This window comes from Pedobacter sp., from assembly GCF_037719805.1.
GTDB lineage: Bacteria > Bacteroidota > Bacteroidia > Sphingobacteriales > Sphingobacteriaceae > Pedobacter.
In genome coordinates, this window is record NZ_JBBJLZ010000001.1 from 1,022,549 (window position 1) to 1,042,878 (window position 20,330).

The 20,330-nt window shown below is 40.4% G+C and carries 14 protein-coding genes and 1 tRNA gene; 10 read left to right on the plus strand and 5 right to left on the minus strand.

Features of this window, described 5'->3' with window-relative positions:
* Positions 1–16: 16 nt before the first annotated feature.
* Positions 17–1,462 (plus strand): M28 family peptidase, encoded by a 1,446-nt coding sequence (locus tag WKF66_RS04555; protein ID WP_489673221.1) that lies wholly within the window; start codon positions 17–19, stop codon positions 1,460–1,462.
* Positions 1,463–1,507: 45 nt separating this feature from the next.
* Here the strand turns inward: WKF66_RS04555 and creD are convergent, their stop codons facing one another.
* The 3 genes from creD to WKF66_RS04570 are packed head-to-tail and all read right to left on the minus strand — an operon-like array spanning position 1,508 to position 3,850.
* Positions 1,508–2,881 (minus strand): cell envelope integrity protein CreD, encoded by a 1,374-nt coding sequence (gene creD, locus WKF66_RS04560; RefSeq protein WP_489673222.1) that lies wholly within the window; start codon positions 2,879–2,881, stop codon positions 1,508–1,510.
* Between the two features lie 52 nt (positions 2,882–2,933).
* Positions 2,934–3,233 carry a winged helix-turn-helix domain-containing protein gene (locus WKF66_RS04565; protein WP_489673223.1) on the minus strand — a complete coding sequence of 100 codons (300 nt, stop codon included), beginning with the start codon at positions 3,231–3,233 and terminating at the stop codon, positions 2,934–2,936.
* Entirely contained in the window at positions 3,230–3,850 is a 621-nt protein-coding gene (locus WKF66_RS04570; RefSeq protein ID WP_489673224.1) for a hypothetical protein, read from the minus strand. Before WKF66_RS04570 ends, WKF66_RS04565 begins: the two co-directional genes overlap by 4 nt.
* A gap of 215 nt (positions 3,851–4,065) precedes the next feature.
* Between WKF66_RS04570 and WKF66_RS04575 the strand changes: the two genes are divergently transcribed.
* The 4 genes from WKF66_RS04575 to WKF66_RS04590 are packed head-to-tail and all read left to right on the plus strand — an operon-like array spanning position 4,066 to position 12,035.
* A complete protein-coding gene (locus WKF66_RS04575; protein WP_489673225.1) occupies positions 4,066–7,329 on the plus strand; it encodes a SusC/RagA family TonB-linked outer membrane protein in 3,264 nt (1,087 codons plus the stop codon).
* Positions 7,330–7,365: 36 nt separating this feature from the next.
* On the plus strand, positions 7,366–8,928 hold the full coding sequence (locus tag WKF66_RS04580; protein ID WP_489673226.1) for a SusD/RagB family nutrient-binding outer membrane lipoprotein: 1,563 nt from the start codon (positions 7,366–7,368) through the stop codon (positions 8,926–8,928).
* A 26-nt stretch (positions 8,929–8,954) separates the two neighbouring features.
* Complete coding sequence (locus WKF66_RS04585) at positions 8,955–10,598, plus strand: DUF5689 domain-containing protein (protein ID WP_489673227.1); 1,644 nt, start codon at positions 8,955–8,957, stop codon at positions 10,596–10,598.
* Positions 10,599–10,622: 24 nt separating this feature from the next.
* A complete protein-coding gene (locus tag WKF66_RS04590; protein ID WP_489673228.1) occupies positions 10,623–12,035 on the plus strand; it encodes a calcineurin-like phosphoesterase C-terminal domain-containing protein in 1,413 nt (470 codons plus the stop codon).
* A gap of 155 nt (positions 12,036–12,190) precedes the next feature.
* On the opposite strand, the gene WKF66_RS04595 is transcribed toward WKF66_RS04590, so the two are convergent.
* On the minus strand, positions 12,191–13,339 hold the full coding sequence (locus WKF66_RS04595; protein ID WP_489673229.1) for a fatty acid desaturase family protein: 1,149 nt from the start codon (positions 13,337–13,339) through the stop codon (positions 12,191–12,193).
* A gap of 181 nt (positions 13,340–13,520) precedes the next feature.
* On the opposite strand from WKF66_RS04595, the gene WKF66_RS04600 reads away from it, so the two are divergent.
* Complete coding sequence (locus tag WKF66_RS04600) at positions 13,521–14,483, plus strand: acetyl-CoA carboxylase carboxyltransferase subunit alpha (protein ID WP_489673230.1); 963 nt, start codon at positions 13,521–13,523, stop codon at positions 14,481–14,483.
* Positions 14,484–14,560: 77 nt separating this feature from the next.
* On the opposite strand, the gene WKF66_RS04605 is transcribed toward WKF66_RS04600, so the two are convergent.
* Positions 14,561–17,590, minus strand: a complete 3,030-nt coding sequence (locus tag WKF66_RS04605) for a glycosyltransferase family 117 protein (RefSeq protein WP_489673231.1) — start codon at positions 17,588–17,590, stop codon at positions 14,561–14,563.
* A 353-nt stretch (positions 17,591–17,943) separates the two neighbouring features.
* Here WKF66_RS04605 and WKF66_RS04610 point away from each other — a divergent pair.
* The 4 genes from WKF66_RS04610 to pth all read left to right on the plus strand — a co-directional run bounded on the left by WKF66_RS04610 (position 17,944) and on the right by pth (position 20,328).
* A tRNA-Gln gene (locus WKF66_RS04610) sits at positions 17,944–18,017 on the plus strand.
* Between the two features lie 66 nt (positions 18,018–18,083).
* Entirely contained in the window at positions 18,084–19,034 is a 951-nt protein-coding gene (locus tag WKF66_RS04615) for a ribose-phosphate pyrophosphokinase (protein WP_489673232.1), read from the plus strand.
* 42 nt (positions 19,035–19,076) lie between these two features.
* Positions 19,077–19,655: a 50S ribosomal protein L25/general stress protein Ctc gene (locus tag WKF66_RS04620; RefSeq protein ID WP_489673233.1), complete on the plus strand. Its 579-nt coding sequence runs from the start codon at positions 19,077–19,079 to the stop codon at positions 19,653–19,655.
* A gap of 112 nt (positions 19,656–19,767) precedes the next feature.
* A complete protein-coding gene (gene pth / locus WKF66_RS04625) occupies positions 19,768–20,328 on the plus strand; it encodes an aminoacyl-tRNA hydrolase (RefSeq protein WP_489673234.1) in 561 nt (186 codons plus the stop codon).
* The last annotated feature ends 2 nt before the right edge of the window (positions 20,329–20,330 follow it).

Below are 20,330 nucleotides of genomic sequence, written 5' to 3' on the forward strand. Positions count from 1 at the left end.
GATCGAAATTTCCTTTATGAAAATCTTATTTGCTGCTTTTATCTGTCTGGCAGGCCTTACTGCTAGTGCCCAAGACGACTTTAGTGCCGTTTTTTCCAAAATTAATACTGAAGTTGCGTCTAACTCTAAGGCCTATTCCACCTTGAAGGATGCAACTACAACGATTGGTCATCGCTTAACTGGTTCTGCGAATGGTGCAAAGGCAGAGGCATATGCCTATAACTTATTAAAATCATATGGCCTTGAGGTAAAGTATCAGCCATTTGAAGTGGAAAGTTGGAGCAGGCTAACCAATGAGACGAAGATTGGCGATTCAGAAAAAGCATTGGTAAAATATGCAACCGTAACGCTTGCACATTCGCCGGTTAAGGCTAACGTTACTGCTGAATTGGTTGATATGGGTAATGGTTTAGAAGCAGACTATGCTTCTTCCAATGGAAAGGTTAAAGGGAAAATTGCCTTAATCTATCTCGGCGTATTACCCGGCTCTCCTGCTGAAACTCCATCGCTTCATCGATCCGAGAAGACTGCAATTGCAACAAAGTATGGCGCTTCAGGGGTGATCATCATCAATGGAGTAAAGGGCGGAGTGCTGTTGACTGGGACTGCATCTGTAACTGGCAAGCTCATCCCTATTCCAGCGGTTTGCATTGGACTAGAGAATGGCATGGCGATAAAGGAAAGTCTAAAAACAATAAAACAGTTTGCGAGCTTAAGCATGACCAACTTCTCTGGGATGATCAAGGCAAGAAATGTGATTGCGACGGTTAAGGGCAGCGCTCTACCAAAGGAGAAGATTGTAGTAGGTGGTCATCTAGACAGTTGGGATCTCGCAACTGGAGCAATAGATAATGGCATCGGATCCTTTTCGATTATAGACATGGCGCGTACCTTTCAAAAGCTTGGCCTGACTCCCAAACGCAGTGTGGAGTTTGTTCTTTTTATGGGAGAGGAGCAAGGCTTACTTGGCTCAAAGGCTTATGTTGAACATGCTAAAGCGAGTAAGTCGCTCGACGATGTAAGATTTATGCTTAATTATGACATGACAAATGATCCAAAAGGTTTTTCTACGAGCAGAGCGGAAATGAAGGATATATTTACTTCCTGGGGCAGTCAGATTGCCAGACTGGATACTGGCTTCAAGAATATTTTCTCTGCAGGCGCGGGTTTGCATAGCGACCATCAACCTTTTATGTTAGAAGGAATTCCAACGGGGGGTGGCGCCGGCGGTAGGTTGCCAAACAATTCAGGACCATTTTATCATTCAGATGGGGATGTCTTTAAATTAGTAGATGAGCAAGGGCTAAAAAATACCGTTCGCTATAGCACGATGTTAACTTATGCCCTGGCAAATACTACGACGATCCCCGTAGTGAAGCAAACGGAGGAGGCACTCAAGCTTTTCCTTCAGTCAAACAAGCTCGAAGAGCCACTAAGGATTGCCGGCGAGTGGAGATGGTAAATACAGCCCGTGTAACATATTACACGGGCTGCTAGATAGCCATTCTTATACTGTGGCCGGCATGGCTTCTGATTTGTTCCAGTTTATTTTTACCGTGAAGTACATCAGACAAGCGATAATTACAAATAGGCCTATACTGCCGAATAGCAATGCAAGGTCTTGCAGTTGAATGATAACATAGATGAAGCTGTAGAAAATTCCGAGTATTGCTGAGAATACCAGAGCTGTCCTTCTACTCTTTAAGAATGCGCCAATGAATGTGCTGACTAGCGTTATCGTGGCCATTGAAGCAATGAAATATGCTACATCGAAACCAACCTGTTCTGAGAACGACAATAGCAGTGTATAATAAATACTCATTGCAGCACCAATGAGCAAGTAATGAAGGAGACTTACTGTAGTTTTCTGTAGCAACTCGATGAAGAACAGGGAAACAAAGCTCAGCAGGATAATCAATATGGCGTACTTGGCCGATCGCATTATCTTTTGATACTGATCGACGGGAAGTAAAAACTTAACCCCAAAAGTTGATTTGTCTTTGTTTTCTTTATTAATTACAGTGCTGTTCCCTTGCCACTGTTGTGGAAAAGGCCTATTGAAGTTTGACATTTTCCAACTACCTGAAAAATCTTTCTCAGTGATGGTTCTTTTCTCAGGCAGGAAGTTCCCTGTGAAACTAGGGTTGTTCCAGGAACCGCTAACGTTAACAGAAGTATTTCTTCCTAAATGCATGAAGTTCAATTCGCCGCTTCCACGGAGGTCAAAGCTATATTGAAATTTCAAGACTGTGCTCTTCTTCTCGTTAAGGTTAATCTGTACTGCCAGGCTGTTGTCGAATAGATTCTCCGGACTAAAATCAGGTTCCGCGGTGTAAGCGGTATCGGCTATACTAATTTTAGGACTATTCTTTAGACCTTTAAAATCCGTGAGACCTGCAACAATCTTTACTTTATCCCACAAAATCATAGATGGATTTATACCGGATTTCTTAAGTTCAAGTGGACTGAAACTGCCTTCTATATTAACAGTTGAATTATAGACGACGGCATCAAAAATTCCTCTATGCAAAATCTCTGGGGTCACCACTGATTGGATGGTTAGGTTTTCAGGCAAAATATAAACTGTTGATATACTTTCGCGAAAAGTCACTTTGCCAGCGGTATCGATTCCTTTTGTAAAGGTTTTTATAGGGAGTTGCATAGCAGGACTTTCTATGAGCTGCGAGCCAGACCATTTACTTGCAACCTCAGCGGTTGCGTCTTCCTGGTTTTGCTGCCTTTCGGAAATAAGAGACTGTACCCAATTGGAAGGTATCAAAAGTAATAGGGTTAGTACGCCTATTAAAAATAGTTTTACGCCAATCGACTCATTGAGTTGGGCATAGAAAGATTTTGGTGCTGCTAAGTGCTGTGTTTCCATGATTTAGTAATTAAAAGTACTTTGTTTTTCAAAGTTTATGCTTAAAAGAATATTATTTCTGTTGTTTAATTAAATTTTCAAGTGCCTGCAAGTGCATCTTGAATGCTTTTCTCCCATTATCAGATGCGGAATATGTCGTATTTGGTTTTCTTCCTAAAAATGATTTGTGTACAATAATGTATTCTTCCTTTTCTAGTGCCTTCAAATGGGAAGCTAGGTTGCCATCAGTTACGCTTAGCAACTCTTTCAAGGAGTTGAAGTCATAATTCTCATTGGCAACAAGCACGCTCATAATCTGAAGCCGGATCCTGTTCTCAAATGCTTTATCAAAATTGTCTAATCTTAACTTCACTTATCGTATCTAAAATGCATTATTGAACCATAGATAATGTGCAATATTCCAAAGCCAATTGTCCAAAAAACAATTCCAAATCCTGGGAAACAGGCAGCAAGGAGCCCCAATACAATCTCATATATCCCTAGCCATTTAACATCGGTAAATGTGTAGTGACTTCCTGCTACTAACGCCAGGCCATAAAAAATCAAAGTCGCTGGTGCAATAATTCCGAAATAGCCCCTGAACAACAAAATAAGAATTAGAATACCGCCCGTAACCAGAGGTACCGCCATGTTTACAAGTAGTTTTTTACTGCTAGGGTTCCACACCTTTTCGCCCCTTTTCTTTGCCTTCCTAACGGTAAGCAGCACTCCGGTGCTTAACGATAAGACTAATACTGCCACTGCTAACCAAAATAGCTGCAAGATAACGGCTTCATCATTTAGGTAATGATCTCTGTAATCAAGATCGCCTGTAGTTCCATACACGATATAATACCCTATACCTGCACCAATCAGCGCATATACTCCAGCCAAAATTCCAGAAAGCCCACTAAGGGAGATAAACTTAGCCGAGCGTTCCATAAGGTTCCTGATGGAATTAAGTTCGGAATAGATTTCATTTTCTTGCATAAAAGTACTTTGTGATTCAAAGTAAGCTATAAGTTTTCACTTTTGCAACACTAAATATAATATATCAGGCAATTTTCTTTAGCCATTAAACTCCTAACAGGATTGATACTGAATTGCAACAGCATCTTAATACAGAATTAATATACGCTTAACGGTGCCCGATGACCTTTGCCAAAAATATTGTAGGTCAATAGTAGTGCAACAAACAAATGAAAATGAATAAAACTTTTACTAAAGAAAGGCAGTGGACGAGGGTGTTAAGATACGGTTTATTCGTATTGGCTGCATCGGTTTTCCAGATGCCTCAGACCTTAATTGCGAGGGAAAATGCGTTGTCAACAAAAAGTTTCTTCCAGGAAACCATTACAGTTAGAGGAACTGTAATAGATGATAAGGATGGTCAGCCAATTCCTGGAGCGACGATTACAGATAGCGAGCGTAGGGTGTTAGGCACTTCAAATGGAAGCGGTGCGTACAGTGTAACGGTGCTAGCTGGAACAGAAATATCCTTTTATATGATCGGATATTCGACTGTTAGGCAGACTGCAGCTACAGGTCAAACCAAGCTTGTTATTCGTTTGAAAGAGTCAAGTAGTGACTTAAATGAGGTAGTGGTCACTGCTCTTGGTATCAAAAGAGAAGAGAAGTCTTTGGGATACTCAGTTACAAAGATTGATAGCACACAGTTGACCAATGCAATTTCCAGCAACTGGACAGATGCTTTATCTGGTAAGGTAGCTGGTCTGAATCTAGTTAGAAATAGCGGTCCAGCCGGCTCAAACAAAATCATCTTGCGTGGGGAAAACAATTTAACAGGTGACAACGAAGCGCTGATCGTTATAGACGGCGTTGTCGCAAGTAGTAGCAGAAGACGTACCGCATCTTCTTCGGGAGGTCCCTATGGAACATCAGGAGATAATTTACCCGCGGATTTTGGCAGTGGTATAAGCGACATCAATCCAGATGATATAGAAAGTGTAACTGTTTTAAAAGGTCCGGGAGCAGCTGCCTTATATGGTCAGCGTGGAGCTAATGGTGCAGTATTGATCACAACAAAATCTGGAAATGCAAAAAAGAACAAGCTTGGTGTAACTTTCACATCAAATACTTCTTGGGAAGAAGTAAATAGAGGTCCTGATAGTCAGTATGAATTCGGTCAAGGTCAATTTGGCGTTTCTTACTTTTCTTATGGAGCATCCGCAGATGGCGCCAATCAAAATAGTACAAGTTCTTCTTGGGGAGCTCCGTTTGACGGTCAGTCATTTTTTCAATATGACCCTGCAACAAAAACAGGGGGTACCCAACGTACACCTTGGATTGCTTATCCAAATCCTTTAAATGAGTTCTTCACCACGGGCTATGAGACTTCAAATTCTGTTAGTCTTGATGGAACGTATAAGAAAGTGGCGATGAGGTTTTCTGCCAGTCATGGTGATAACTCATGGATTGTACCAAACACAGGTCTGTCACGTACTACTGTTTCCTTCTCTGCGAATGCGAAGGTTACAAAAAAGCTTGACGTCAACGTAAAAGCTATCTACAGTAACCGTACTAGTGATAATTTACCGGCAACGGGATATGGTAACCAGTCACTCATGTATTGGTTTATGTTTGCCCAGCCTAACGTAAATGTTAATTGGTATAAAGACTATTGGAGACCTGGTAGACAATTTCTTGAGTTTGTAAACATTACTACAACGAACCCCGAGAGTCCTTATGCGATTTCAGAGCAATACCTAAACACTCAAAAGCGTGATGGAATTGTAGGTAATGTACAGGCGAATTACCGTTTAACTAAAGAATTGAGTGTGATGGTAAGGGCGAGTATAGACAAAAATGTCGATGGTCGTGAACAAATTCGTCCTTATGATGCCTCTGGTAGTAAGTTTGCACAAGGATCTTATCGTGTCCAGGATATTAATTCCCAAGAAGTTAATGGTGATTTTATGTTTAGATATGATAAGAAGATTGGAAGTGATTTCAATATCAACGCATCTGCCGGCGGTAGCATGCTTAGAAATCGGTATCATAAAGGGGAACTGCGTGCAGACGGACTTAGAATTCCTAACGAATATAGATTAACAAATAATCTTAATCCATTACTCTCTGTTCCAGATACAGCAAATTATAGAATGAATAGTTTTTATGGACTAGTATCTTTGAGCTACAAGAATTATCTGTTTCTGGACATAACTGGTAGAAAAGATTGGAGCAGTGTTTTAGCAACGCCTACACGTACAGACAATGTTGGTTTCACTTATCCTTCTGCAAGTGTTAGTTTTGTTGCGTCAGATTATTTTAAGCTTCCGGAATCAATAACACTTGCAAAAGTTAGATTTTCAGCTTCACAAGTTGGTAGCGGTGGTACGACACCTTATCTAACGGCATACAATTATAGTCTTGCTTCAAGCGGTATTTACCCGGACAGCGCATCTCAGAATCCTTCATTATTGCCAAATCCTAATTTGAAACCACTTAAAACAACTACTTATGAACTAGGTGCAGATCTAAGGTTTTTCCAAGGTCGCCTAGGTCTTGATGTTGCCGTTTACTCAGGCAAAACTACAAATCAGATATTGAGTCGCCTTATTGACCGGTCATCAGGTTACAGTAGTGCCATCATCAATGCTGGAAGAGTCGACAATAAAGGCTTAGAAATAGCGCTAAACGGTAAGCCAATATCAGTAAAGAATGGTTTTGAATGGGCTGTCAATATGACTTTTTCGACAAATAGTAATAAAATAAAGGAACTTAGTGATAGTTCATTAGTGTTAAGAACAGGTGCCCTAGGTGGTGGACAGGTGGTAGCCAGCGTTGGCGGAAGTATGGGTGACTTATATGGATTGGGCTACATGCGATCTCCAGATGGTCAAATTGTGTACGATGCTAATTCAGGCTTTGCTAAATTCTCTTCAGGTGTCATCAAGTTAGGTAATACTATACCGAAATATAAGGCGTCTATTAACAATACGTTTTCTTACAGAAGATTTAGCTTAAGTACATTGTTTGATGCACAAGTAGGAGCTGTTGCTCATTCACTTACATTTTCAAGGATGGCTGCTCTAGGTAAGTTGAAAGCTACCTTGCCTGGCCGTTATAATGGAATTATAGGGAAGGGCGTTATTCAGAATGCAGATGGGAGTTATCGCCCAAATGATGTGATTGCAACCGATATACAAAATTACTACAATTCTGTATACGGCTCAGATCAGGCTGAAGGAAGTATATTTAGTACCGACTTTATCAAGTTTAGAGAAGCAAATCTAAGTTATAGTTTTAAGCCCGCATTCTTAAAAAAGCTAAGTCTAGAGAGATTAACCATCGGCGCGTACGGTAGAAATTTATTTATTTGGTCTCCTTGGCCTGCTTTTGACCCGGAATTTGGTACACTATCAGGAACAGATATTGTTACGGGCTTTGAAACCGGGCAGCTTCCTTCTACAAGAACATACGGCGTACGTTTAGTTGTAGGCCTTTAATTAATTGCTTCATCACATATATAATAATCAGAACAGATGAAAAATACAATAATAAAAACCAGTTGCTTACTAATGCTGGGAATAGGAAGCCTTCTTTCCTCATGCGATAAGGATTTCGAAGACATTAATACCGATCCCATAGGGACAACTGCTACAACTGCGAATCAACTACTTGCACCTGCAATGGTAAATGTGCTGTCTGGCAACATGATGAGAAATCGTAACTTTACTAATGAACTAATGCAGGTTACCGTCGACATAAGCGATGCTGATGGTAAAGTGTTCCGATATGATTTTAGGCGCAATTGGTCAGATTACCTGTGGAATATCTGGTATCCTCAATTAACTAATCTTAAAGACATCTACACTATCTCAAGTGAACCTGCTAATTTAAATAAGTCATATCAGGGCATTTCTTTGATCACACAGGCATGGGTCTACTCTTTACTTACTGATACCTATGGAGACGTTCCATATACAGAGGCAAACTTAGGCAAAGAAGGAGTAATAGAACCTGCATACGATAAACAACAGGATATCTATCTGGATTTGTTTAAAAAGCTCGAAGAGGCGAATGATTTATTAAGCACGGGTACAGCGATTACAGCTAGTGGTGATCCGGTTTATAAAGGCGATGTTGCAAAGTGGCGCAAGCTTGGCAATTCACTTTATCTTCGATTATTGCTACGAATCTCAAGAAAGGCAGAAACATCAGCACAGGTCATCGCTAAAATTAAGGAGATGGTTGATACGAATCCAGCGAAATATCCGCTGATGGCTTCAAATGATGATTCGGCAAAGATCTTATGGAATGGTACAAACAGCAGTACGTCAGTTTACTCTTCACCTTTCATGGTCGGTATCAGAACTACTGATTTCAGGACTCCTGCAATCACCAGTTTCTTCATCGATAAAATAAGAGATTGGGGATATCCGTTACTAAACCCTTCATTAGGAAAAGGATCAATTCCAAGATGGGGAATCGCACAAGGATCATCTGGTTATAGCGGCGTACCAAGCGGTTTTGCTGCGGGATTGGGATACACTAGACAATCTTATTTTTATTCAGACCCCCAACCAACAGGATATACATTACAAACGGATCCATACACAGGTATCATCATGGGTTGCACAGAGCTAAACTTTATCCTGGCAGAAGCGGCTGCAAAAGGTTGGATTAGTGGCTCCGCAGAGAGCTATTACAATAAGGGAATCCTTTATGGTATAAATTACTGGTTGCCAACATGGGCATCTACAGTTACAGACAAGAGATTCACAGACTATATCACAGGAGCAGATGTGGATTGGAATAATGACCTGCCACTAGATGCAGCTACTGGAAACAGTAAAATGGAGATGATCCATTTACAAAAATATTATGCGATGTTTCTTGTAGACATGCAGCAATGGTTTGAATACCGTAGGACGGGTCATCCCATTCTGCCAAAAGGGACAGGTTTGGCAAACGGCGGAGTTATGCCTGCTAGAATGGTTTATCCGGTAATAAGTCAGTCTGCAAACCCAACAAGCTATAGAAATGCAATAGCAGTCCAAGGGCCGGATGAGATCTCTACTCAGGTTTGGTGGCAAAAACCTTAATGTTTACAAAAATATAAATTATAATTATGAAGAAGATTATCAATTACCTCATATTACTCTTTGCAGTTTTAGTCTGGACAGGGTGCGAACATGATGACGCTTATAGCGGCGGGGAATCAAGTCCTTATATATCCAACTTTGATTTACGCAAAATATACAAAGGGAGTGATGTTACCTTAAGTACTTCAAACATGAGAGGTGCTACTTCTGTAAGAGGAGTAGTGATCTCAGACCATTCCGGCAATAACTTGCCGGCAGGTTTGCTTATCCTTCAAAATATCCGAACTGTTGGAGCAGTCGATTCTTTGCGAGGAATCGCCATTGCAATTGGACAAGATGCTGCCAGTTATGTGCCAGGTGATTCTGTGCAGGTAAAAATTGAGGGTGGTGTATTAAAAAGACAAGATGGCATTCTACAAGTAACAGGTGTTAATGCAAGTGAAGTAACTAAAGTTGTATCTGGAAGGACTATCCCAGTTAACAGAATCCCAAGCAGCGCGATACTTGCCAGACCAAATGATTTTGAAAGCACATTAGTAGCTTTGGTTAAAGTGGGATTTGATCCAGTAGCTGTTCCTGCCGATACGTATAAAGGTGATAAGGTAATTAATGACGGATTTGACAACTTTACATTACATACGGAACCTACAGCTACTTTCGCCAATGCCAGCGGACTTAACTTTAATGCCAACTATTACGGAATTGTCTTTAATACAGTAGATGCCAGCGGTAAATTAAAGCCTCACCACAGAATACGTACTATTCGTGACGTAATTCCATTGAGCTCCACACCTGAGATCGCAGCAATTATAATCTCCGGCTACATGGCTGATGCAGAAGGTGGTGATGGAAATTATGAATACATGCAGTTTCTAGCGACACGGGATATCAATTTTGCTACTACACCGTATTCAGTCGTCGTTACAAGTAACGCAGGTGGTTCAACTCCAACTACTGTTTTTCCAGTAAAAGGATGGGCAACTGGTGCAGATGCAGTGACTGGTGCGGGACTAACCGCTAGAACCTATAAGTTCGACTTAACTTCCGGCACGGCTGCTAAAGGCACCTATTTTTATGTTGGAGGTTCTTCTAAATTGATTAATGGTCCGAATTCAACATCTATTGCTGCTGGTAAATGGATAAAGTCTAAAAACTATTCAACAGCTACTCCTGCAGCGGCGCCTGCTGGTAACGGCGATGGTTTCGGTCTTTACACGAGTGGGCTATTTGCAAACAGTGGAAATGCCTCGGGTTTTGCTGTCTTTGAAGGTACAAACGTTAATGTGAATTCAGCACCTATCGATGTTATATTTATTGGTGATGGAGGTAGTGTATACAATGGTTCAACAGTGGGTTATAGAATTGCTAATAATGATTTCTACGACAAAATTGATCCAATAACTTTACAACCTCAGCCATTTTTTAAAAGCGGTACAAATACGCTGAAATTTAGTTATCAGACGCCTGCAGATCAGGGCTTTTGGAACCTGCTAAGTGGGGTTTATAATGCTGATTTAGGTAAGTGGGTTAAGGCGCGTACACAAACCAATTTGGATCTATCTAAAACATCAGCTCTTTCTGCCATAGAAGGACCTGCTATTAGAGTAACAAGCAACAGTGATGGAGTTGAGATAAGAAGAGACACAATCCCGCCAACTAGACTTAAATAATTGTCATAGATATATTATAACATTATGAAAAGAAGATCATTCATACAAAGCTTAGGGTTCATTGCCGGAAGCGCATTTATATCATTAAACTCAAATGCCTTTGGAAATTTAAATCGTGACAAGACCATCCGTGGTAAAGTAACAGATAAGAATAAAGGAGTAGCCAATGTCATTATCTCAGATGGGTTTTCTGTAGTTAAAACAGATGCTAAAGGTCAGTATACCATAGAAATTAATGAGAAGGCTACCAACTTATTTATGAGTACGCCTTCAGGTTATGAGTTTAAAACGAACGCAAATATTGCCAAACAGTATGAAGTCTTAGGAGCACGTAATGAGTATGATTTCGTGCTAACTAAACTTAAGAAAAACGATACGAAGCACAATTTCATTATCTGGGCCGATCCACAAGTGAGAACTAAAGATGACGTTCGACAAATGATGGAGACTTCGGTGCCTGATACTATTGAAACCATTAAATCATTAGGTCCAAACGCACTGGTTCATGGAATCTGCGTAGGCGATCTTGCCTGGGATTTCCTGGAGTATTTTGAAGATTATAATAAGGCTATCGCGTTGATGGGGATTCCTTTCTTCCAGGCGCTGGGTAACCATGACATGAATTACAGAGAAGGTGGTGATGACACTTCAGACCGTACCTTTAAAGAATTCTTTGGTCCCACTTATTACTCTTTCAACAGAGGTAAAGCACATTATGTAGTGATGGATGATGTGAGGTATCTGGGTGTGGAACGTACGTATGACGGCCACATCAGTGAAGCTCAACTAAATTGGCTAGCCAAGGATTTGGAACACGTACGTAAAGAAGATCTGCTAATCATTAACCTGCATATTCCAGTACACAACTCCATCAAAAACAAAGAGGATCTGTATAAAGTGCTAAATGGTTTCGGTAATGTTCATATCATGTCTGGCCACACGCACTATAACGTAAACAAGATCACTGATACCATCTTTGAACATAACCATGGTGCAGTTTGTGGCGCATGGTGGTCTGGTGAAATCTGTTCAGATGGTACACCAAGAGGATACGGTGTCTATGAAGTAGATGGTAATGACCTGAAGTGGCACTATAAGCCTACAGGCATCTCAAAAGCACATCAGATCAGTCTTACTGTCGATACACTGACGAACCAAAAACGCATGTTAGCAAATGTGTGGAACTGGGATCCAAAATGGAAGATTGAATATGAGCTTGACGGAAAAAACATGGGTGCTTTAGAACAGCAAACCGGCAACGATCCTCAGGCCGTTAAGTTAAACGCAGCCGGAAAGCCGGCTAAGGGTAGGGCTTTTCCAAAACCATCGCAAACAGAGCACCTCTTTATGGCGCATTTCAAGCCTGAAGTGAAACAAGTTAAAGTGATTGCTACTGATCGCTTCGGTAATAAATATACGCAGGAAATTAGCGCATAATACCTGCTAGAAACCAGTGTCTTAGTTTATTTGTATTATTGCAGCATAACTGCAATCTATATGATGAAACTAAGACACTTTTTTTATACGCTATTTTCTACACTCCAATGCGCTCAGTGATGTGCACAAAGAAAGTTGCATGAAGATCTGACCAACTAAGCGTATACCGGAGATACTTTTCTAGTGTTAGTGCAAGATGCTTGGTAAATGTATTTATTCTCTTTATAAGCCTCTTTTCCAAGCTTACGTAAGATCTTGTAATGTGAAACCAGTGCTCCGCTAAAAGTCTTACTCTCTATATAAGGTAAATCAAATTCCAAAGCGGTTTGTTTTACGATCTTACCGATTTCCGGGTAGTGAATGTGACATACTTTCGGAAACAAATGGTGCTCCACCTGTCTGTTTAAGCCCCCGCAAAGAAAGGCAGCGACTTTACTCTCAACCGCAAAATTTGCGGTGGTTCTCATTTGATGCTCGGCCCAGGCTTCTTCAATATTACCTTCTGAATCCGGAACAGGGAAGCTTGTACCTTCAACCACATGGGCAAGTTGGAAAACGAGTCCGAGTACTAAGCCTTGAGCCAACTGCATCACCATGAAGCCTATGATGAACTGCCACCAGGTTACATCCATCACAACCAAAGGAATTACTATAAAAAGAACGTAATAAATGGCTTTGTAAAAAAAGAGCTTAAAATATTCTATCCTTGGATGATCACAAACATGCTCACCAATCTTCTTCTGGAAAAACTTTTTATAATCTTTTCTGAATACCCAGGAAAGCATCGCTAAACTATAAAGGCCAAAGGCATAAAAATGCTGGTAACGCTGAACTTTATTTACCGTTTCTGTTTCTGAAAAGCGAATCAAACCAGGGGCAACATCTATATCTTCATCATGACCTGCAATATTAGTATAGGTATGGTGTACGATATTATGGCAAATGTTCCAGACATACGGACTTGCACCTATCAGGTTAAATACAAAACTAAATACTTCATTCACCTTTTGGTTAGCAGAAAACGATTTATGTATTGCATCATGGCATATGTTGAAGCCTACAAAGGCACCAGTCATTCCCAGAAGGATACTCAAAAGCAGCATTACCGGATTGCTCAGGTTTCCCAATAAAATAGCAAGGTATAAGCCACATAACGTTGTTAAAAAGAATATGGCTTTAAACCACATGGCGCCGTTTGCATACGTTGAAAGCTTGTTTTCGATGAAATATTGATCTACCCGTGAACGAACCGTCGCATAAAAAGCAGATTTATTGACATTCTTGAATTTAAGCTTTTTAGCCATTTGTTTAACTCGTTAAATTTTTTGTGTTTGTGACCCCTACGATAATTAGCTAATGTAATACTTTTAAGATTATTACAGAGGGTGATATATATTATTAAATAGTTACGTAAATAATGCTACACCAGATGTTAGCCACTAATTCATCCATTAAAAATAAAATTCCTATTTTTACGGCCCGCTTATGAAACAAGTAAAAACATCATTTGATTTTGAAAAGCCTTTGGCTGAACTGGTTCAGCAGATTGATAAGGTTAAACAAGTTGCCGATAAAACAAAAGTAGATATGTCTGCTACCCTTGCAGAACTGGAAGAGAAGATCATTGAAACTCAGACCAATCTATACAGCAACTTGTCAGGTTGGCAAAAAGTTCAGATGTCCCGACACCCGGAGCGACCGCAAACATTGGATTATATCAGTATGATCTGCGATGAATTCATAGAGATGCATGGAGATAGAACCGTTGGTGATGATAAAGCAATTATTGGAGGTTTTGCTACCATTGGTGGGGAATCTGTAATGATCATTGGTCATCAAAAAGGTAAAAATACCAAGGAGCGCCAGTTCCGTAATTTTGGAATGGCCAATCCTGAAGGTTATCGTAAAGCTTTACGCCTGATGAGACTAGCGGAAAAGTTTAACAAACCAGTAATATCATTTATTGATACCATGGGTGCTTATCCGGGTCTTGAAGCTGAAGAACGGGGCCAAGGCGAGGCAATTGCCAGGAATTTATTAGAAATGTCTATCCTGAAGGTTCCAATTCTTTGCTTTGTAGTGGGTGAAGGAGCTTCTGGAGGCGCCTTAGGTATTGGAATAGGGGATAAGGTGTATATGCTTGAACATACCTGGTATTCTGTAATCTCTCCCGAGTCTTGTTCGTCCATCTTGTGGAGAAGCTGGGATTATAAAGAACGTGCTGCAGACTGTCTTAAACTTACTTCTGATGACATGTTCAGGAACAAACTTATAGACGGAATCATTAAAGAACCACTTGGCGGAGCGCATCAGGATCCTGAAGCGATGGCTCAAACCGTTAAAGAACAAATTCTAAAGGATCTGACCATTCTAAAGAAAGAAAAGACCGAGAAAATGATCTCCACAAGAATAGATAAATTTTGTGCCATGGGTGTGGTAGTAGAATAACTTCTACCAGCTTAAAGAACATTAAAAAAGCCTTGCAATTACAAATTGCAAGGCTTTTTTAATGGAATTAACTATTCTTATTGAGGGGCATAGAACGCTGAGAAACGTCCTTCCATTGCTGTATATTGACTAAGCAGGCTTTGACTCAACTTCACTTGATTATATTTTGCAGCCGTTCTCGACATTTGATTCAGGAATTGCATTCCCAGTTGTATGTTTTGACCACCGGTAAATTTACCCTTGCTGGCAGAAACATCCGCCAGGTATACCAGTTCTTTCTGAATATACGCCGCACATTTCTCCATCATTTCGTTCGCACGTTTCGTGTCGTTTAAGGCGTACAAATTCTCCGCCATAAAATATTTACCCATCATTGAACGCAGGCCAAAGAATTTGTCTGGCATCACTTCGTAGTATTTAGCAACAGCTTTTTTCGCCTCTGCAGTCTTTCCTTCACTGATCAATCCTGAAATGGTATTGTTGAAGATATTCGTAAAAATAGACACATCATCTGTAGACTGGGTGTCTAAATAGCTTGCGTTTTTAACGTTACCCCATACAAACTTAGTCATGATGTTGTTATACATCACAGGTACATTTAACAATTCAGTCTTTCCTACCAGTCCAGTATCAACCCTCAATGGACGAAGTTGCAATGCCAGTCCTGAGCTGTATAGGTAATTATCTAAGCCATTGTATTGCTCTGATGGTACCGTACTTGCAAAATAAATAGGTCTTTTCCAATTGTTGTGAACCAATATGTCAAACATTGCAAGTGTACCCTTGGTCACATAGTTCTTGTTAAAAGTCCACTCCATTGCAGGAACAACATTCGCAGAATCTTTAGCGTCTACAATCTTGTTTTTAATGACCTCGTCGCGGTTTACAGTTAATTTGAAGTTTTTAGTAGGGATAAAGTTTTCCCTTTTCCCATTTTGCAATGGTACTTTGTCTTCATCACTATCCGAAAGCAGTACATCTAGAACGTTCGATAATTCCACTGAACCAGCGATCTTGTAGTCCTGATAATACATGACATCCCTTACACCCTGAACATATTTCGATTCATTCATTGAAATAGGCAATGGAGCTGATTCGTTCTGAACACGTTTCATTCCATTGATATACCAATCTGTATCAAACAGACTTAAGTTGACCAAACGAATATCTGGCCGGATGTTCTCTACTTCCTGTGCATACCACAATGGGTAGGTATCGTTGTCGCCATAAGTGAATAGAATGGCATTAGGTGCACAGGATTCAAGATAATCTACCGCAATGTCATGTGCGACCATTTTTTCTGACCTGTTATGATCATCCCAGCCTTGCTGAGCCATTATAACTGGCGCAGCGAACAATCCAATGATCGAAGCAAAAATACCAGCATTTAGCGGCGTAACCTTTTTAGAAAGCCACTCTTTGATGGCCAATACGCTTAGACCAATCCATATAGCGAATGCATAAAATGATCCAGCGTAAGCGTAGTCACGCTCTCTGGGCTCCATGGGCTTTTGATTCAGATAAAGTACGATCGCCATACCTGTAAAGAAGAACAACAGGCCAATGATGCCAGCGTCTTTTTGATTTCTTTTGAAATGCCAGATCGCTCCGATAAGTCCTAATATTAACGGAAGATAGAAGAAGCGGTTGTAAGCATTACTCTCCGTGATGGTTGGCGGCAGGTTACTTTGATTTCCTAGGAAAAGTGCATCAATAGGTTTGATACCGCTTAACCATTGGCCTTCATAAGCACTTCCTTGTCCCTGGTCATCATTTTGTCGACCCACAAAGTTCCACATGAAATATCTCATGTACATTTGTCCGGTTTGGTAGCTAAAAAAGACCTTGATATTGTCAAACAAGGTAGGAAAGGCTGTATCATCAAGCCCCAGCATATCTTTATAGTAACCTATATGCCTTGCATCATCGCTATACATCCTTGGGAAAGGAGTGGTTCGGTCGTAAACTTCCTCGCTCTTTTTGCCGGCTACCTCATATTTATCAGCACCCTTCCTGTATATCGTTTTTCCTTCTTTAACATCAACAGGCTCAGAGTTGTAGTTAGGGCCAAAAAGCAAAGGCCTGTCGCCGTACTGCTCTCTGTTTAAATAACTTAGAAAGGCAAACGCATTGTCAGGGTCGCTGTTGTTTAAGTTCGTATCTGCTTTAGCTCTGATAATGATCATTGCAAAAGACGCATAACCAAAAACAATTAATACGGTGGATAGCAACGCGAGGTTAAGGATCTTTTTCTGATGTTTAATGGAATACCTGATTCCCCATACCATTGCGGCAATCGCAAGAATAGCGAAGAACAAAACTCCTGTACCAAAACCAAGTCCCAGGGTATTTACGAAGAAAAGATCGAAATAAGCACCTAACGATACCAGGTACTGTATGATACCATACTGAATGACCGCGAGGATCAGGATGCCGACAGCGGCTGTTTTCAAGATCCCTGAAGAGGTAGGAATCTTTGTTTTTTTGAAATAATATACAAATGCTATTGCTGGGATGGTTAGTAAGTTCAACAAGTGAATACCTATTGATAAACCCATGATATATGCGATGAATAGTAACCATTTATCAGCACGCGGTTCGTTGGCATTTGCTTCCCATTTCAAAATTCCCCAAAATACAATTGCGGTGAAAAGCGATGACAATGCATAAACTTCCGATTCAACAGCCGAAAACCAAAAACTATCTGAGAAGGTATAAGCCAATGCACCAACTACCCCTGCACCCATGATAGATACCAGGTTGCTTTGATTTACAGCTTCATTTTCTTTAACCAAAACTTTCTTAGCTAAAGCAGTGATCGTCCAGAATAAGAACAGGATGGTAGCACCACTTGCAACCGCTGAGCCTACGTTCATGAAATAAGCTATTTTCGTTAGGTCGCCGAAAGCAAAGAGCGAGAAAAAACGCTGGATCATTAAAAACAATGGAGCTCCCGGCTGATGTACAACCTGCATTTTTAACGCAGCGGCGATAAATTCACCGCAGTCCCAGAAGCTTACTGATGGTTCTAATGTTAAAATATAGGTAAGTGTAGCAATGGCAAAACATAGCCAGCCGGTAATGTTATTGATTTTAGAATAGTTCATTGATTATAAATGTAGTTCTGATTATGAGTACGCTTAATTGCTGCCGAAAATAAAGAATAAGATTGATATATGTCTATATATAGTTTGTTTTAACATTTGTCACAATGTGTGTTAATGAGGGATTAAAGAGGTATTGAACCGGGGTTGATTCGGCTTAGGACGAACCAACCCCTACTCAACCCCTACTGAACCCCGACTGAACCCCGACTCAACCTCATTTGTAAATCAGTCAGTTAAGCCATTGAATAATTGTTTGTCAAAAATAATTAACTTTTTTTCGTCTGTGGTATTGCAGAAGTGAAAAATCTGCGTATTTTTGCATTCCATTTAAAAGCAAGTCTTTTGTGGAAGATTGCCCGATAGTATAAAGGTAGTACAACGGTTTTTGGTACCGTTTGTCTAGGTTCGAATCCTGGTCGGGCAACCAAACATTATTCGGATTGTGATCAACACACAATCCGATTTTTTTAACCACTATTGATCCTGTTCAATAATGCCACTGCAGTTCAACCCCGTTAAACTCTTTGCCGGAACCGGTACAAGAGAATTAGCACTTAAGATTGCCGAGAACTACGGTAAGCCTTTAGGAGACGTTACCTTAAATAAGTTTAGCGACGGTGAGTTTCAGCCATCATATAATGAAACAGTTCGAGGCTGTGATACATTCATTATTCAGTCTACCTACCAACCTTCAGATAATTTAATGGAATTGTTATTAATGATCGATGCAGCAAAAAGGGCATCAGCGCATTACATAACAGCAGTTGTTCCGTATTACGGGTTAGCCAGACAAGATAGGAAAGATAAGCCGCGCGTTGCAATTGGTGCCAAACTCGTCGCAAATTTGTTAAAAACGGCCGGTATCCACAGGATCATGACGATGGATTTACATGCTGCACAAATTCAAGGGTTCTTCGATATTCCTGTTGATCACCTGGATGGTTCAGTAATTTTTGTGCCTTATATCAAAAGCCTTAAATTAGAAAACTTAACCATCGCTTCTCCGGATATGGGCGGTTCTTACCGGGCACGTACTTTCGCCAAGTTCTTCAATGCAGAGGTGGTGATTTGTGATAAACGTCGTAAAAGAGCCAACGAAATTGAGTCAATGTCCATCATTGGTGACGTAACGGATATGGATATTGTGTTGATCGATGACATCTGTGATACGGCAGGTACGCTTGCTAAGGCAGCAGCGTTGATCATGGAGAAAGGCGCCAGAAGTGTAAGAGCAGTTTGTACGCATCCTGTGCTTTCAGGTAAGGCTTATGAAACTGTCGAAAACTCGATGCTGACAGAATTGATCGTAACAGATACGATCCCTTTGAAGAAACAGAGTGATAAGATAAGAGTATTGAGTACGGCACCTTTGTTTGCTAAAGCAATTGCAAATGTTAATGAACATGGTTCTATAAGTGGACTATTTGAAGTAGAATATCAGTAAATATTATATATCCGGAGTTTTGCTCCACAACAATTAAAAAAAATGAAAATAATCGCAATTAGCGGTTCTCCAAGAGAGAACGTAGGGAAACGCGATGCTAAAGAGCTTCGCTATGAAGGCAAAGTTCCTGCAGTATTGTATGGTGGTAAAGATCAGGCACACTTTTCAGTAGTTTCTACTGATTTGAAAGATGCTATTTATACACCAGAAGCAAACTTTGTTGAAATCACTTTAGGTACTGAAAAGACCAAAGCAATCATCAAAGAATTACAATTTCACCCACTAACAGACTTATTATTACACGTTGATTTTCTTCAATTGTTTGATGATAAAGAAATCACAATGGAAATTCCTATCAAATTGAGCGGTACTTCTCCAGGTGTTAAAATGGGTGGTAAACTAGTTCAGAAATTACGTAAACTTCGTGTTAAAGCATTACCGAAAGATATGCCTCAAACTGTTGAAGTAAGCATTTCTAAAATGGAAGTTGGTAGTTTGTTCCGCGTGCGTGACCTGTCTGCAGGTAACTATGTTGTAACAAATACTCCTGAAGATACTATCGTATCTGTAGGTATGTCCAGAGCTTTAAAACAAGCAGAACAAGCTGGTGGAAAGAAATAATTTTCATTAAATGTTTTCAGGAAGGCGCTGTAGATTCAATTCTGCAGCGCCTTCTTTGCGTTTAGTATACACTTAATGCCCAATCTCTAAAAACTATTATATTTGCTGCATCATGAAATATCTAATCGTAGGCTTAGGAAACATCGGACCTGAATACTCATTTACCAGGCATAACATCGGTTTTCTGATCGCTGATCAATTGGTCAAAGATCTTGGCGGTAGCTTTGCAAACCTACGGCTGGCTTACTATGCTGAAATTTCTTTCAAAGGCAAAAAACTCTACGTAATTAAGCCTACGACCTTCATGAACTTGAGTGGTAAGGCGGTTAATTACTGGATGCAGCAACTCAACGTGCCCATTGAAAATGTGTTGGTCATTGTTGATGACCTCGCCTTACCTCTGGGTAAACTCAGATTAAAACTTCAGGGAAGTAGCGCAGGGCACAATGGTTTGAAGAGCATTGAAGGCCTTTGTGGGGGACAAGGCTATCCAAGATTGCGGTTCGGTATTAGCGACAATTTTGCCCAGGGAAGGCAGGCCGACTACGTTCTTTCTACATTTGATAAAGAAGAATTGCCGGAGTTACCTGCATTGATCGATAAAAGCACCGAACTCATTAAAAGCTTTGTTACGGTTGGCCCAGCCAAAACAATGACTGCCTTTAATCAGTAATC